At 45.8% G+C, this 14,401-nt stretch carries 12 protein-coding genes; 2 read left to right on the forward strand and 10 right to left on the reverse strand.

Going from position 1 to position 14,401, the window contains the following annotated elements:
- Nucleotides 1–13: 13 nt before the first annotated feature.
- Together ptsP and AABA11_RS13435 are read right to left on the reverse strand one after the other, a co-directional pair.
- Nucleotides 14–2,302 (reverse strand): phosphoenolpyruvate--protein phosphotransferase, encoded by a 2,289-nt coding sequence (gene ptsP, locus AABA11_RS13430; protein WP_265729361.1) that lies wholly within the window; start codon nucleotides 2,300–2,302, stop codon nucleotides 14–16.
- Nucleotides 2,303–2,348: 46 nt separating this feature from the next.
- Nucleotides 2,349–2,837 carry an RNA pyrophosphohydrolase gene (locus AABA11_RS13435; RefSeq protein WP_338268714.1) on the reverse strand — a complete coding sequence of 163 codons (489 nt, stop codon included), beginning with the start codon at nucleotides 2,835–2,837 and terminating at the stop codon, nucleotides 2,349–2,351.
- A gap of 135 nt (nucleotides 2,838–2,972) precedes the next feature.
- Between AABA11_RS13435 and AABA11_RS13440 the strand changes: the two genes are divergently transcribed.
- A complete protein-coding gene (locus AABA11_RS13440) occupies nucleotides 2,973–3,629 on the forward strand; it encodes a histidinol-phosphatase (protein WP_265729363.1) in 657 nt (218 codons plus the stop codon).
- Between the two features lie 89 nt (nucleotides 3,630–3,718).
- Here the strand turns inward: AABA11_RS13440 and AABA11_RS13445 are convergent, their stop codons facing one another.
- Nucleotides 3,719–4,915 (reverse strand): class I SAM-dependent rRNA methyltransferase, encoded by a 1,197-nt coding sequence (locus AABA11_RS13445; protein ID WP_265729364.1) that lies wholly within the window; start codon nucleotides 4,913–4,915, stop codon nucleotides 3,719–3,721.
- A 107-nt stretch (nucleotides 4,916–5,022) separates the two neighbouring features.
- Between AABA11_RS13445 and AABA11_RS13450 the strand changes: the two genes are divergently transcribed.
- Complete coding sequence (locus AABA11_RS13450) at nucleotides 5,023–5,889, forward strand: HDOD domain-containing protein (RefSeq protein ID WP_338268717.1); 867 nt, start codon at nucleotides 5,023–5,025, stop codon at nucleotides 5,887–5,889.
- Nucleotides 5,890–6,017: 128 nt separating this feature from the next.
- On the opposite strand, the gene AABA11_RS13455 is transcribed toward AABA11_RS13450, so the two are convergent.
- From AABA11_RS13455 to AABA11_RS13485, 7 genes are all read right to left on the reverse strand, one after another.
- On the reverse strand, nucleotides 6,018–7,085 hold the full coding sequence (locus AABA11_RS13455) for an ABC transporter ATP-binding protein (protein WP_338268720.1): 1,068 nt from the start codon (nucleotides 7,083–7,085) through the stop codon (nucleotides 6,018–6,020).
- A 30-nt stretch (nucleotides 7,086–7,115) separates the two neighbouring features.
- A complete protein-coding gene (locus AABA11_RS13460; RefSeq protein ID WP_338268722.1) occupies nucleotides 7,116–8,705 on the reverse strand; it encodes an ABC transporter permease in 1,590 nt (529 codons plus the stop codon).
- A 135-nt stretch (nucleotides 8,706–8,840) separates the two neighbouring features.
- A complete protein-coding gene (locus AABA11_RS13465; protein ID WP_338269694.1) occupies nucleotides 8,841–9,908 on the reverse strand; it encodes a Fe(3+) ABC transporter substrate-binding protein in 1,068 nt (355 codons plus the stop codon).
- A gap of 243 nt (nucleotides 9,909–10,151) precedes the next feature.
- A complete protein-coding gene (locus tag AABA11_RS13470) occupies nucleotides 10,152–10,979 on the reverse strand; it encodes an HDOD domain-containing protein (protein ID WP_265729367.1) in 828 nt (275 codons plus the stop codon).
- 102 nt (nucleotides 10,980–11,081) lie between these two features.
- Nucleotides 11,082–12,287 (reverse strand): UbiH/UbiF/VisC/COQ6 family ubiquinone biosynthesis hydroxylase, encoded by a 1,206-nt coding sequence (locus tag AABA11_RS13475; protein WP_338268725.1) that lies wholly within the window; start codon nucleotides 12,285–12,287, stop codon nucleotides 11,082–11,084.
- A 31-nt stretch (nucleotides 12,288–12,318) separates the two neighbouring features.
- Nucleotides 12,319–13,626: an aminopeptidase P N-terminal domain-containing protein gene (locus AABA11_RS13480; protein WP_338268727.1), complete on the reverse strand. Its 1,308-nt coding sequence runs from the start codon at nucleotides 13,624–13,626 to the stop codon at nucleotides 12,319–12,321.
- Nucleotides 13,627–13,708: 82 nt separating this feature from the next.
- Complete coding sequence (locus AABA11_RS13485; protein WP_338268729.1) at nucleotides 13,709–14,299, reverse strand: UPF0149 family protein; 591 nt, start codon at nucleotides 14,297–14,299, stop codon at nucleotides 13,709–13,711.
- Nucleotides 14,300–14,401 lie beyond the last annotated feature (102 nt).

The raw sequence follows: 14,401 nt of genomic DNA on the forward strand, positions 1-14,401 counted from the left end.
TGGTAGGTAGTAATTAGTCTACGTTGCTGGTTTTAGAGGGACGAATCAAACGCTCTATGTTCGCTTCGCGCATCAGCCGTGTCATGGTTTGTGTGACCGCTTCAGCATGAGAAAGTGTCATGACTTCATTCAACATGGCTTGCGCTTGTTGCATCGAGATATTGCGAATCACGGCTTTTACTTTAGGAAGGCTTGTAGAGCTCATGGATAACACATCGTATCCCATGGCCATTAACAAAATAGCGCCCATCGGATCACCCGCCATTTCACCACACACACTCAAACCTACGCCTTCGTCTCGAACCTGATCAACTATGCTAAGCAAAGCACGCAATACGGAAGGATGGAAGGAGTTGTATAAATCCGCCACACGCGGGTTATTTCGATCTACTGCCAATAAGTATTGCGTTAAATCGTTGCTGCCGACCGACAAGAAGTCCACCAATTCAGCCAACTCTTTTACCTGATAAACCGCCGCAGGGATTTCGATCATCACGCCGACTTGAGGCATTTTGACATCAAAGCCCTCTTCTTTCACTTCCGCATAACCACGACGGATTAGGGCTAAAGCCTCTTCAACTTCCGCAACATTTGAGATCATCGGCAACATGATTTTTAAATTATACAGACCTGAACTGGCTTTTATCATGGCTCGAATTTGCGCCATGAAAATTTCCAAATGATCCAGAGTCACTCGAATACCACGCCAGCCTAAGAAAGGGTTGGCTTCGTTTATCGGGAAATATGGCAGTGCTTTGTCACCACCTATGTCCAACGTTCGAACCGTCACAGGAGACGGTGCAAAGCCTTCCAACTGCTGGCGATAAATCACCACTTGTTCTGCTTCGGTAGGAAAACGGTCTCGCACCATAAACGGCACTTCCGTTCGATACAAACCAATGCCTTCTGCCCCCCGGTCTAATGAACGAGCAATATCGGCAGACAAGCCGGTGTTAACAAATAAAGATAAACGTTGACCATCCAATGTTTCACATGGCAAATCTTTAAGTGTTTCATACTCTTCTTCTAACAGTCGCTCTTCATCAACAATTTGCTGATAATTTTCAATCAAAGCGTCAGAAGGATGGGTGTATATTTTGCCCAAATAGCCATCGACAATAAGGTCGACTTTGTCTAATTGAGCATAGGGCAGATCCAGCGCCCCCATCACGGTTGGAATACCCATTGCGCGAGCCAATATCGCCACATGGGAGTTACCAGACCCCATGACAGAAACCAAACCTTTGATCTTATCTATTGGAATTTCACCCAACATAGACGCGGTCAGTTCCTCACCAACAATAATCGAAGGCTCGCTAAATCGCTCGGTAAGGTTAGGGGCTTTTTCCTGCAAATGGGACAAAATCCGACGACCAAGGTCCCTAAGGTCCGACGCCCGTTCACGCAAATATGGATCATCCATGCGATTAAACTGCTGAATGTGCGCTTGAATAACCTGCCTTAACGCACCTTGCGCCCAATTGCCTTCTTTGATTTTGCGGACAATTTCTCCCGCAATGGAGTTGTCATCTAATATTTTCAGATACACATCAAAGAGTGCTTTTTCATCCGCGGATAAATGCTGACTAATACGATTGCTTGCTCGACGAATATCATTACGTACCGCATCAAGCGCTTGGTAAAAGTCTTGAATCTCTTCATCAAAATCGGTTGTACGACGATCAGGAATAACGTCTAAATCGGCAGGAGGGAAAACAACCACACCACGACCAATCGCAACACCAGAACTACCAGGAACCCCTTTGTAGCGAAAGTCTGAGCCACTCGGCACGGCATTTGGGTGAAGGTTGGCAATTGCCCCTGTCGCTTCAGCGTGCGCAATTACTCCGGCTAATTGGGCTGATAAAGTAATAAGAAAGGCTTCTTCCCCTTCATCAAATCGACGCTTGTCTTCATGCTGCACCACCAGCACGCCCAAAACTTGGCGATGATGAATAATTGGCACACCCAAAAAAGAACGGTAACGCTCTTCGCCTGAACCTTTTAAATAATGAAATGATGGGTGAATATGCGCGTCTTCAAGGTTCACAGGCTCGGCTCTTCGGCCCACTAAACTGACCAGACCTTCGTCTGCTTTCAAGCTGACGTTACCTGCAACATCGGCGTTCAAACCGCGCGTCGCCATTAGGACATATTCTTTGCTATTCGAATCCACTAGGTAAATCGAACACACTTCTGCACGCATGGCTCTACGAACACGTCGAACAATAATATCGAGTGCCGCAGATAAGGACTGAGCCGCAGTCACCTCTTGGGTAATACGTCTTAACAAACTTAGCATAGTGCTCCCATCAATCTACATAGCCTCCATCATTTCGACACAGAGTTTATTTTTTTTCTAACCGGCGATGCGCGCTCGGAATAAGTTCTTTAAGGGCTCGGCGATAAACATCCTTTTTAAAGGCCACAACTTGACCAAGTGGGTACCAATAACTCACCCAACGCCAGCCATCAAATTCTGGGGTTTCTGTACCATCCACGCACACGGATGCATCGGGACAACGAATCGACAGAAGAAACCACTTCTGTTTTTGCCCAATACATAAAGGTTTACTGTTGTGTCTTAACATGCGTTTAGGTAGACGATAACGTAGCCAACCTCGAGTTTTGCCAATTACTTCCACCTGATGTGGGTCTAAGCCCACCTCTTCCTTTAATTCGCGGAATAATGCTTCTTCAGGTGTCTCGTCGGATTTGATGCCACCTTGAGGAAACTGCCAAGCATTTTGCCCAACACGTCTCGCCCAAAGAAGCTGGCCACGCTCGTTCATCAATATGATGCCCACATTCGGTCTGTATCCGTCTGCATCAATCACGAGCCATCACCTTCTAATATAAGAATAAATTAGATTCATTGTTCCATAATTCCCCCATCCGCACAATTAAGACTGCTGTTATTTATTACCTGTGAGGCTATAATTCACGCACTTTAGACAATTTGAGGACAGCTTGTGACACTTGCAATATTTGACCTAGACGGCACCTTATTAAGCGGTGACAGTGATTACACATGGGGACAATTTTTAGTGGAGAAAGGCTTAGTCGACACAAAAGTCTACCAAGAAGCTAACGACAAATTTTTCACACAATACCAATCTGGCACGTTAGACATTCATGAATACCTTGCTTTTAGCTTAGCGCCACTCACCCGCTTTTCCAGAGAGGAGCTCACTCAGCTGCACAACACATTCATGCAGGAAAAAGTACAACCCATGATGCAAGAGAAAGCGGCCGCATTATTGAAACACCATAAAGATCAAGGTCATTTTTTACTGATGATCACTGCAACCAACCAGTTTGTGACAGGCCCCATTGGCGATATTTTAGGCATGGATCACATCATTGCGCCGGTTCCAGAAATCATTGACGATCACTACACCGGAAAAATTGTAGGGGTACCAAGCTTTCAAGCAGGCAAAGTAACGCGCTTAAACGATTGGTTAGCTGAAACAGGTCACTCGATGGAAGGAAGCTACTTTTACAGCGACTCTCGCAATGACTTGCCGCTTTTAGAATTAGTCTCTCATCCTATCGCCGTGGATGCCGATGAGACGCTCACCAAGATTGCGCAAGAACGAGGCTGGCAGCATATTTCCTTGAGAGATTAACCGCCAACAATTCATGCCACATAAAAAAACGCTGCCAGACTCAGTCTGACAGCGTTTTTTTATTATCAACACGGCCTTACACTATGAACTCACAAGCCCATATTGTTGTGGATACGATAAAACAAGGCCTTTAGGTATTCTGTTTCTTCAATCGCCGGATGCACAGGATGATCCGGTGCTTGAGTACCGCGGTAAATAAGCTGAGAGAAGCGTTCTAGTTGTCGACTGTTACTGCGAATGATATCGTGCAATCGACCTGTTTCTAAATGCATAGAACAAGAACCAGACACCAAAATACCGCCTTTAGCAACCAAACGCATTGCGAGTTGGTTGGCACGGTGATAAGCACCTTCGCCTGCTTTAATGTCTTTACGACGAGCAATAAAAGCAGGTGGATCCATAACCACCACATCAAAACGCTCTTTGTCTTCAATCAAGGATTGCATGGCTTCAAAGGCATCACCGTGCATCAAATTAGAACCACCTTCATACTGATTCAGCTTTAGGTTTTCACCCACATGACTTAGCGCACTTTCTGACGCATCAATAAAAGTCACATCTGTCGCACCCGCTGAAGCGGCTTGAACCCCCCAACCACCAATGTAAGAAAAAACGTCTAATACTCGTTTACCATCACAAAAGCCTTGCATGGTTTTGCGGTTTTCACGGTGATCATAGAACCAACCCGTCTTTTGACCATCCCAAACTGGTGCTTGAAATAACACGTCGTTTTCCTGCAAGAAAACCAACTCCGGAACGGTACCGAAAGCCTCTTCCACATAGGTTTCAAGACCTTCAATCTGGCGCATCTTACCGTCGTTTTTCATCAAAATTGCAGACGGCTTAACCACATCTTGCAAAGCTTCAATGATGTCGTTTTTTACGCGCTCCATTCCGGCAGTTGAAATCTGTACCACCAAAATATCAGCAAAGCGATCCACAACAAGACCAGATAAACCATCAGAATCCCCAAATACAAGGCGATAATATGGCGCAGGATAAGTCAGCTCACGCAAAGACAAGGCAATCTTTATACGGTGAACCAATGTCGATTTATTCAAAAACGTATCGGTGCTGCGGCTCATTAAACGACCGCAAATCAAGGTGTTAGGGTTTATCGTAGCAATACCAAGCGGCTTACCTTGTGCGGTTTCGACAACTACCTGATCCCCTGGGGTAAATTGCTTTAATGGTGTCGCAGAGGTGTCTACCTCGTTGCTGTAAATCCATTGATGTCCAGCTCTTAGACGGCGATCAGCTTGGCCTTTTAGTCGAATAACACTCAAAATTTTCACCCAGTATATTTAAAAAAACGCTATTATAGAGACTCTAGATTCAATTGCTACGAATTACCGTAGTTGTACTGTTTTCCGCCTCTTAAAGAAGTGTACCAATGTCATCAACATTAAATGAAGATCAGCTTAAACGCATCTTACAGGGCATCAGCATTCCACCTCAACCGCAAATCATGGTGGATTTGCACATGGAACAAGCGATGCCTGACCCTGATATGGATCGAATTTCGAACATCATTTCTCAAGATGTTAGCCTGTCTGAGGCCGTTCTCAAACTCGTTAACTCAGCCGCCTTTAATTTACCCAAAAAAATCGCCTCGGTACAACAGGCCGTTATGCTCTTGGGAACAAACAGTGTGACTAATATTGTCAATGGTTTGGCAGTGAAAAGTGAGCTGTCGGATGACACCATTCAGTCTTTGCACAGCTTTTGGGATACCGCCACAGACGTCGCGGCGATTTGTTCCAGCTTAGCAGGCCAATTGGGATTTAAATACCAAGATGAATGCTACGCGTTAGGACTGTTCCATAATGTCGGCATTCCTTTGATGCTCAAGCGCTTCCCAGGCTACAAAGAAGTGTTGCAAAAAGGCTATCAAAACGTAGATTTTAATTTAACCGACATCGAAAACCAAAACTTCAAAACCAATCATTCAGTGGTCGGTTACTATCTAGCAAAATCCTGGGGATTACCGAAAAGCTGCTGTGCCGTGATTGCAAAGCATCATCGCATTGAATATTTATTTACTCATCGCGTGGCCGGAGATTCGATCAATCTGACGTTTGCTGCAATTTTAAAAATGGCTGAGCACATTGCGGGCACCTACAAACACATTGGCGGCGCGCAAAAAGATTACGAATGGGAGAAAATAGGTCACTATGCGCTTGACCATTTAGACCTCACCGAGTACGACTTTGATGGAATGGTGGAAGTCTGTCATGAGCAAGGGTATGGCTTGATATAAGCGTGGTCATACACTCACATAATCTACGCCTTCGTTAATTAGCCAACGAAGATCATCAGCACTTAACGAAGGCTAGGCATTTATGTCCTTAAAATAGCCCCTCGATCAGAGGCGTTATCCTAAAATTGCTATCGTGAAAACAGCACCAAATGATCTAGATGAACACTGAGGCCTATTTCCTGACCCACAGCGTGATTGTGATGGGACGAAGCAAAACAATATATCACCTTGCCAGAGGTCAATTTCACGCGGTACAAAAAGTGCGAGCCACGAAACCATTTACTCACGATCACACCCAAAAACTCGCTGTCATCATCGTGCAAGATATCATCAGGGCGAACCAATAAATCGACCTGTGCATTGTCAGCAAAACCATGATCCAACTCGCCACGAATATTCCCCAGATCAGAATGCACGCAGTTAGCGCCACACACAACCGCAGGCAAGAAATCACCGTGACCAATAAAGCTCGCCACAAAACGCGTCTCTGGACGATGATATATCTGATAAGGTGAACCCGTCTGATGAATCACTCCAGCATCCATTACAGACACTTGATCAGCCATAGCAAAGGCTTCCATCTGGTCGTGAGTTACCAACAACGCGCTCATTTTTTCATGCTGCAAAATATGACGAATATCGGGCACCAACTCTTCTCTTAATTTGGCATCAAGACCAGAAAACGGCTCATCCATTAACAATAATTTGGGTTTGGGGGCAATGGCACGAGCCAATGCCACGCGCTGCTGCTGACCACCCGACAGAGAGTGAGGATAACGGGATTCAAAGCCAGCCAAGCCAACCAAATCCAATAAATACGTCACACGCTCCTGAATCGCCACTTTTGGCCATTCGGACAAACCAAATGCAATATTCTGAGCGATTGTTAGGTGTGGAAACAAAGCAATGTCTTGGAATACCATGCCAATAAAGCGATGTTCTGGGTTCACACTATGAGACGGGCTAGAAAGCACATCACCATCAATGCGTATTTCCCCTGACATTAAGGACTCAAACCCTGCAATGGCACGCAACAGGGTCGACTTTCCGCAACCACTGGGACCAAGCAAGCACCCTATTTGCCCTTCCAATAACTGAAAAGACGCATTTTTCACAACAGCGCTGCCGTCGTACCCCACAGAGACATCGCTCAGTGTTAATTCTTTCAACGAAGCATGAAGAGATAACGAAGTCATATACAATCCTAAATCGAGTGTTCGTTCACACTAACCAAGACGAGAAGAAATCGAACGACTCAGTAAAATTACCGGCACCAATCCCACTAAAACAATCATCAATGACGCGGGCGCTGCGTCAACTAAACGCTCATCAGACGCCAGCTCAAATGCCCTAACCGCCAGCGTATTAAAATTAAATGGTCTCAGTATCAGTGTCGCTGGCAGTTCTTTTAACACGTCCACAAACACAATTAATAACGCCGTCAAAACCGAGCCTTTCAACAAAGGAATATGGATACGGGTCAATACTTTAGTAGGAGACATACCCAATGAACGCCCAGCCATGTCCATGCTGGGTTTGATTTTTCCAAGACCGTTTTGCACAGCGCCTAGCGACACCGCCATAAAACGCACGACATAAGCAAACAACAAAGCCACCAAAGTACCGGAAAATATCAATCCGACCTTTCCATCAGCATACTGCCTGACCAAATCAATAATACGATGATCAAGCCAAGCCAATGGCACAATGGTACCAATGGCAATAATCGTCCCCGGCAAAGCATACCCTAACCCTGCTATACCGACGGATGCTCTGACCGCTCGGCCATTATTCAAGCGGATCGCATAACTCAACACCAAGGCAAGACTCACCACCAACAGTGACGCCAACGCCGCAAGATAAAACGAATTCCACGCCAATTGAATAAAGTTTGCGCCCGGCATTTCAGCTTTAAACGCTGCCCAATAAGCCAAAACACCAACAGGAATAAGAAAGCCCACACAGATAGGCAATAGACAGAAGATAAAAGCCAACCAAGCTTGGCTGCCTTTTAGCGTCATTCGACGGCTGCTGGCTTTTTTAAGACCAGAAGCGTGATAACGAATTCGGCGTCGAGAATAACGCTCAAGCAGAATCAACACCGCCACAAACATCAACAACACACCGGCTAATTGAGAGGCCGCCGCGACATCACCAAAACCATAAAACGTTCTCAAAATGCCCGTCGTAAAGGTATTTACACTAAAATATTGAACGGTACCGTAATCTGCCAGCGTTTCCATTAACGCTAGCGTCAGCCCCGTGATAATAGCTGGTCGAGCAAGAGGAAGCGCCAATTTGAAAAATACAGCTCGACCTGAATACCCCAGAGTGCGACTGACTTCTAAGGTGTTTTCAGATTGCTCCAAAAAGGCCGCGCGACTCATTAAATACACGTATGGATACAGCACCAAGGTCAACATAGTGATAGCGCCGCCCAGTGAGCGAATTTCAAAAAACCAATACTCACCGTAACGCCAGCCCGTCAGCTCACGAATAAAGGTTTGCACAGGCCCTGCAAAATCCATTACCCCCGTATAGGTATAAGCAATGATGTAGGCTGGCACCGCCATAGGAAGCAGCAACGCCCAAGAAAGAGCACCACGTCCGGGGAAATCACACATACTTGTCAGCCAAGCACAAGGCACCCCGATCAACAGTACGCCAAAGCCTACGCCCAACATCAATAACAGCGAATTCGAAATGTATTCCGCCAACACAGTATGGTAAAGATGTCTCCATACCTGACTGTCTCCGATCAATACATTGACTAAAACGACCATTATCGGAATGGCCAGGATAACAGCAATCAACATCGCCGCTACCTTTAAACCATTCCACTTACGCTTACTTACTGGGTTCAAATTGCTTAAACTCGCTGTCCAATATCATGACTCTTGTAGTGCAGGTGCGTTTGCTTATACTCGCTAAACCACACAATCGCTCTACCACTATTTCCAACCCGCAATGTCCATGATTTCAACGGCTTCTCGGTTATTCTCACCAAGTTGGCTCAACGAAATAGTATCCGCTCGGAACGTGCCAAACGGCGCCAACATTTCTGGAGCACCAATACCCTCTACCACTGGATACTCGTTATTTACATGAGCATACCATTCCTGAGAAGCGCGATTGGTCAAGAATTCCAGCAGTAACGTTGCGTTTTCAATGTTGGTTGCCGCCGCGGTAATGCCCGCACCACTCACGTTCACATGCGCACCGCGCTCACCGTCAGCTTGGTTTGGCCAGAACAGTTTCACGGTATTGTAAACGTTTCTTTCTTCTGCATTGTCACTTTGACCAAGACGGCCATAATAATACGTGTTTGCCAACGTCAAATCACAGACACCTGCAGCAACCGCTTTCAACAAATCCACATCGCCACCAAAAGGCGGACGCGCTAAATTGGATACCAGCCCTTTAATCCACGCCTGAGTCTTTTCACGACCTTCCACTTCTAGCATAGAAGCCACTAAAGATTGGTTATAAATATTGGCGGAAGAACGAACGCAAATACGCCCTTTCCATTTTGGGTTTACCAAATCTTCGTAGGTAGATAAATCCTTAGGAGAGACCGTTTTAGGGTTATAAAAAATCACCCGAGCACGCTGAGATAACCCAAACCAGTAACCGTCCGAATCTCGTAAATGGCTCGGGATATTGGCACTCAGTACGTCATTTTGAATAGGTTGTAACACCCCAGCCGCTTTTGCTCGGTGCAACCGGCCAGCGTCTACGGTAATGAACATGTCCGCTGGACTGGCATCACCTTCTGCTTTAAGGCGACTTAACAAGGCATCCGCTGAGCCAGTGATGAGGTTCACCACCACATCGTTTTCTTCAGAAAAGGTATCCAATACCGGCTTAATCAACGACTCTTTGCGCGCTGAGTAAATATTAATTTCGCCTTTGGCATGGGCCCCGACAGGCAGAAGAAGTGATGTGGCCAATGCAATCAAACTAAGGCGGTTAAAAATAGACTTGCGCCCTTTCATTTCAAGCGTATTGCGTAACTTCATCGACATATTCACCTTCCAACTGTTTCAAACGACTCACCGATACGAAAGAGACTCACTCCCATACTCAGCAATAAAAGACCATAAAAAAATGACAACAGAAATTAGCACAACAGGATGCTAAACACTAGCGATTATCATTTATTAGAGGGCATCGAAAACGCGTTTTAAGAGAGAAAATTAGCCCACAACACATGAGCTAATTGTTGCAAATCACAACACAAGAAAAGAGGGCCTAAACAGGCATTAGTTTAGTAATTGGTTTAACCCATCACCAATAAGCAAGGCATCATCCAGTTCATAAACTATGCCCTCAGGTAAACCAGCGGCTTTCGCAACCGCCATCGGAAAACCTTCTCTGACTAAATCGTATTCTCGTTCGGTGCGAATACACGCATTAATGTAGCAAGCTAAGTTCAACACACAAGCAAGAGGGTTTGGCTCCTCATCGGCAAACGGGCGTTTATGATGCTGCACGGCATAACCAAGACCCACAGGAAACCGCCATAAATCCATTAACGCCCGACCTGCGTCCTGCGATGTAAACCCAAGCAAGTCCTGCTCAGCTTTGATTCGACCCGCTTTTCGATTCGCGACTAAGGCTTGGATTTCTTGCGCAATGTTGGGCTCAGTAAGGTGCAATAATAATCGACCGATATTGTGAACAATGCCCACCGTAAAGGCTTCGTCTTCTTGCACAAGTGGCGTTCGCTTTGCAAACCATTGCGCCAGTTCTGCCACCCGAAATGAATCTGCCCAGAACTCCGATAATTTTATGCCTTCAACTTTGGTGACAGAGTTAGAAAAACCGGATGCAATCACCAGCGTTTTCAATTTATCAATACCCAATAAAACAGTGGCCTCATCAATGGAGGAGATTTTTCTAGACAAACCAAAGTACGCCGAATTCACCACACGCAACACTTTCAAAGAAATAGTTTGATCATGAGAAACCCTCTCAGTTAAATCAGAATATTTAACATTAGGATCACTAAGAAGTTGAATCAATTCGCGGACAACATCTGGGACATTAGGAAGCTTATCGGTTTGTTTCAGTAGATCTTGGACTTGCATACCACTCCGCCTTATTAAGCTGTTTTTTTATGTATCTATTGAGAATATGATAGCAAGCGCAATTTGCAATAGAAATATGGGAGACACCTTTAAAACATGAGGTCAAGACAACATGTTAAGACCAGCGGCACGGGCAATTAATTTTCTTTTTAAATTGTCATCCCGATCAAATTGCTGCATTCCTATATTTCGCAGCTGTACCAGCAAAGGCTGTTGCGTAGAAAACACCCGTTTGAATGCTTCCATCCCCGCCGCCATCGCAATGTTATCCAACATACGAGCACGCTGATAACGACGCAACACCCTACTTGCACCCAGCGCCTCACCACGACGATGGGCTTTAATCAAGACAGCCACAAGCGCTTTGACATCACCAAATCCTAAGTTAGCGCCTTGACCAGCCAATGGATGGATAGTATGAGCAGCATCACCAATAAGCGCCAATCCAGCTTTTACGTATTGTTTTGCGTGACGCTGTCTTAGAGGAATCGCCTGACGGGATTGTGTCAAACCCAAAACTTGAAAACGTCGATTAATCGCATAGTGCAAACGTTGGCAAAACGCATCTTCGTCTAACGCCATGAGAGACATCGCTTCTTCTGGCGGTACAGACCACACTATTGACACATAATGTCGTTGTTCAACCGCTGGCAGTGGTAAAAAAGCCAAAATGCCCTCTTCCCCAAAACTTTGCCAAGCCGTATTGTCATGAGACTGATCAATTTCAATGGTGGTGACGATCGCGCTGTGTCCATAATCCCATTCAACGGTTTCAAACGCATTTTTTGTTCGCAGCGTTGACAGGGCACCATCAGCAGCAATAATGGCTTGAGCCTCAAGTAAATGGCCCGAAGATAACTCCGCCTTCACGCCAGACTCACTTAGTTCATGGGCGTTCACACTGTCACTTAAATAAAGATCTATGTTCTTGATGCGTTTCACTTGCTGCATTAACTGCTGATTTAATACCGCATTCTCAACCAAATGACCCAGTTCCGGCATCGATGTCGTTTTCGCATTAAAATCAATATAACCTTCACCCAGACCATCCCACACCACCATATTGTCATAGCAAGCAAGACGATCGAAAGGTATGCCTTGCCAAACATCAGTCTCTTCCAGTAAGCTTTTCGACTGACTCGACAAGGCACTGACTCTGGCGTCATAAGCGGGCGGCGTCGACAACGGGTAATGGCCATCGTGCTTATCAACCAAGGCAATTCGCAAAGACGATTTGGCCAATAATATCGCAGACAACGCACCCACCATGCCGGCGCCCACTATTATCAAATCATACGATTTAGCCATTTTATCCACTCCATATCGTCTTAAAAGGTGTTTATCGACTTTCCGCCATAAAGGCTTCGATGTCCACTATTTCTTTTGGTAAACCGTGCGTCAAAACATAAGGACCATCGTCACAAATGAGCACATCGTCTTCAATTCTAATACCGATACCACGCCATTTAGGATCAACTGATTCGTTATCAACACTGACATACAAGCCTGGTTCAATCGTCAGCACCATACCCGCTTCTAGCAACCGAGACTCGCCCGCCACTTTGTACGCGCCACAGTCATGAACGTCCAAACCTAACCAATGCCCGGTATTGTGCATGTAAAAGTCTCGATAAGCCTTGCTCTCGATCAGAAAATCCACTTCCCCCTTTAACAAGCCATGCTTAACCAAACCCGCTGTTAACGTTCGCACTGCCGCGTTGTGACATGCCTCGTAAGGTGTACCAACCGTCAGTTCTTTCATTCCGGCATGGTAGGCATCTAACACCACTTGATACAACGCCGCTTGAGGTTCACTAAAAGTACCATTCGCTGGAAACGTGCGAGTAATGTCTGCTGCGTAGCAACCCAATTCTGCACCTGCATCAATCAAGATAAGATCACCATCGTCAATCACTTCGTCGTTCTTGATGTAGTGCAACACACAAGCATTACTGCCCGATGCCACAATATTGTTGTACGCAGGCTGACGGGCGCCGGATTTCATAAAGACATAATTCAATTCGGCTTCCAACTGGTATTCATTCATCCCTGGGCGAACAGATCGCATCGCTTGTTTATGCGCTTCCACACTAATTTGCGCCGCTTTATCCATTATGGCGATCTCTTCAGAGTCTTTACGAAGACGCATTTCAGAAACGATGGGGGACAAATCCAAAAAGCATGCTGGAGCAATCGCCCCCATTCTAGCGCGTGCCGCAATGGCATCACGCCAACCTGCTATTTTTTCGCGGAGCATATCATCATGAAACAAATACACCACATTCGCCGCGCCATCCAAAGCAGAAAACGCCACATGATCAAGATCATCCAACACCGCGGCATCATAAGCGCCGAACTGACTCATCGCGCCTTCGCAGCCAAACCGAAAGCCATCCCATTGCTCTCGCTCTGGGTCTTTTGGCAAAGTCACCAGAGTCATATCACCGCGGCCATGAATCAAGGCATACGCACTGGGCTCAGGAAAGCCAGTTAAATAGAAAAAACTGCTATGAGGACGAAACTCATACTCACAATCATTGTTGCGAGTGGCCAATTCTCCTGTACGAATGATCACCACGCTGTTTTCTGGTAATGATTGCATTAAACGTTGACGGCGAGTCTGATAAGTCTGAGTGTCTATTTGCATAAAAGATCTCTCTATGTAATTTGCCATTCCACTAGGCACGAGCAGCAAGCTCAAACACGAAGGGTGTATTTGGGTCGTACATTTAGTGCAGTGAGTTTTGTTTTGTGTGATCTACGTCGGGATTAATATCATGATGCTCTGTAAACATCATCATCGCAGACAGACGCACATATTCAACCAATTCAGTGAGATCAGCTTCGTTGTCATTGTTGTCTTCTAAAGCGCGCATTTCCGCTTGCATGCCTGAGATATTGGCAAAATCCCGTAAAATTTGTTTGGTTTCGTCTGATAGATTACTCTTTTGACCCGATAAACCATAACCCGCTAAAAAGCCGTGCGCCCATTGCGATAAAGTAACACCACGTTCACACAATTCAGCGTCTTCGTCTGCAATGCTCGGCACCAGTGCAAATTCACCATTTTGAAACAAGGTTAACGTTGCCGTATACAACTCAACCATCACCGCACGGCTGGCCTCTTCTTTCCAACCTTCAATGTCGCAAAACTCCGCCACCATCGTCAGCCAGTCTTCCAGTGGCAAAGTCACGCCGGAAGCAAGATAACCACATAATTGGCCGTGCAATTCAGAGGGGGAAGCCGTAATTGATTCACTCACAAAAACATCGGCAATCAAATCGAAGTCCAATGCGTCTTTTAACATTTCTGTGGACATAAAGTGTCTACCTATTTCTGTTTAACGTCATTCTGTTTAAAAAAAGAAGCCGCACCTAATGGCGCGGCTTTCTGTCCCACTGCCCATAATAATGGGGCAGCG

The sequence above is a fragment of the Marinomonas pontica genome (assembly GCF_036322735.1).
Classification (GTDB): Bacteria; Pseudomonadota; Gammaproteobacteria; order Pseudomonadales; family Marinomonadaceae; genus Marinomonas; species Marinomonas pontica.

Excerpts from the sequence above, each read along its gene's own strand:
- ptsP (WP_265729361.1), bottom strand. The coding sequence starts at position 2,302 with ATGCTAAGTTTGTTAAGACGTATTACCCAAGAGGTGACTGCGGCTCAG.
- AABA11_RS13450 (WP_338268717.1), top strand. The coding sequence starts at position 5,023 with ATGTCATCAACATTAAATGAAGATCAGCTTAAACGCATCTTACAGGGC.
- AABA11_RS13455 (WP_338268720.1), bottom strand. The coding sequence starts at position 7,085 with ATGACTTCGTTATCTCTTCATGCTTCGTTGAAAGAATTAACACTGAGC.
- AABA11_RS13460 (WP_338268722.1), bottom strand. The coding sequence starts at position 8,705 with ATGTTGATTGCTGTTATCCTGGCCATTCCGATAATGGTCGTTTTAGTC.
- AABA11_RS13465 (WP_338269694.1), bottom strand. The coding sequence starts at position 9,908 with ATGAAGTTACGCAATACGCTTGAAATGAAAGGGCGCAAGTCTATTTTT.
- AABA11_RS13470 (WP_265729367.1), bottom strand. The coding sequence starts at position 10,979 with ATGCAAGTCCAAGATCTACTGAAACAAACCGATAAGCTTCCTAATGTC.
- AABA11_RS13475 (WP_338268725.1), bottom strand. The coding sequence starts at position 12,287 with ATGGCTAAATCGTATGATTTGATAATAGTGGGCGCCGGCATGGTGGGT.
- AABA11_RS13480 (WP_338268727.1), bottom strand. The coding sequence starts at position 13,626 with ATGCAAATAGACACTCAGACTTATCAGACTCGCCGTCAACGTTTAATG.
- AABA11_RS13485 (WP_338268729.1), bottom strand. The coding sequence starts at position 14,299 with ATGTCCACAGAAATGTTAAAAGACGCATTGGACTTCGATTTGATTGCC.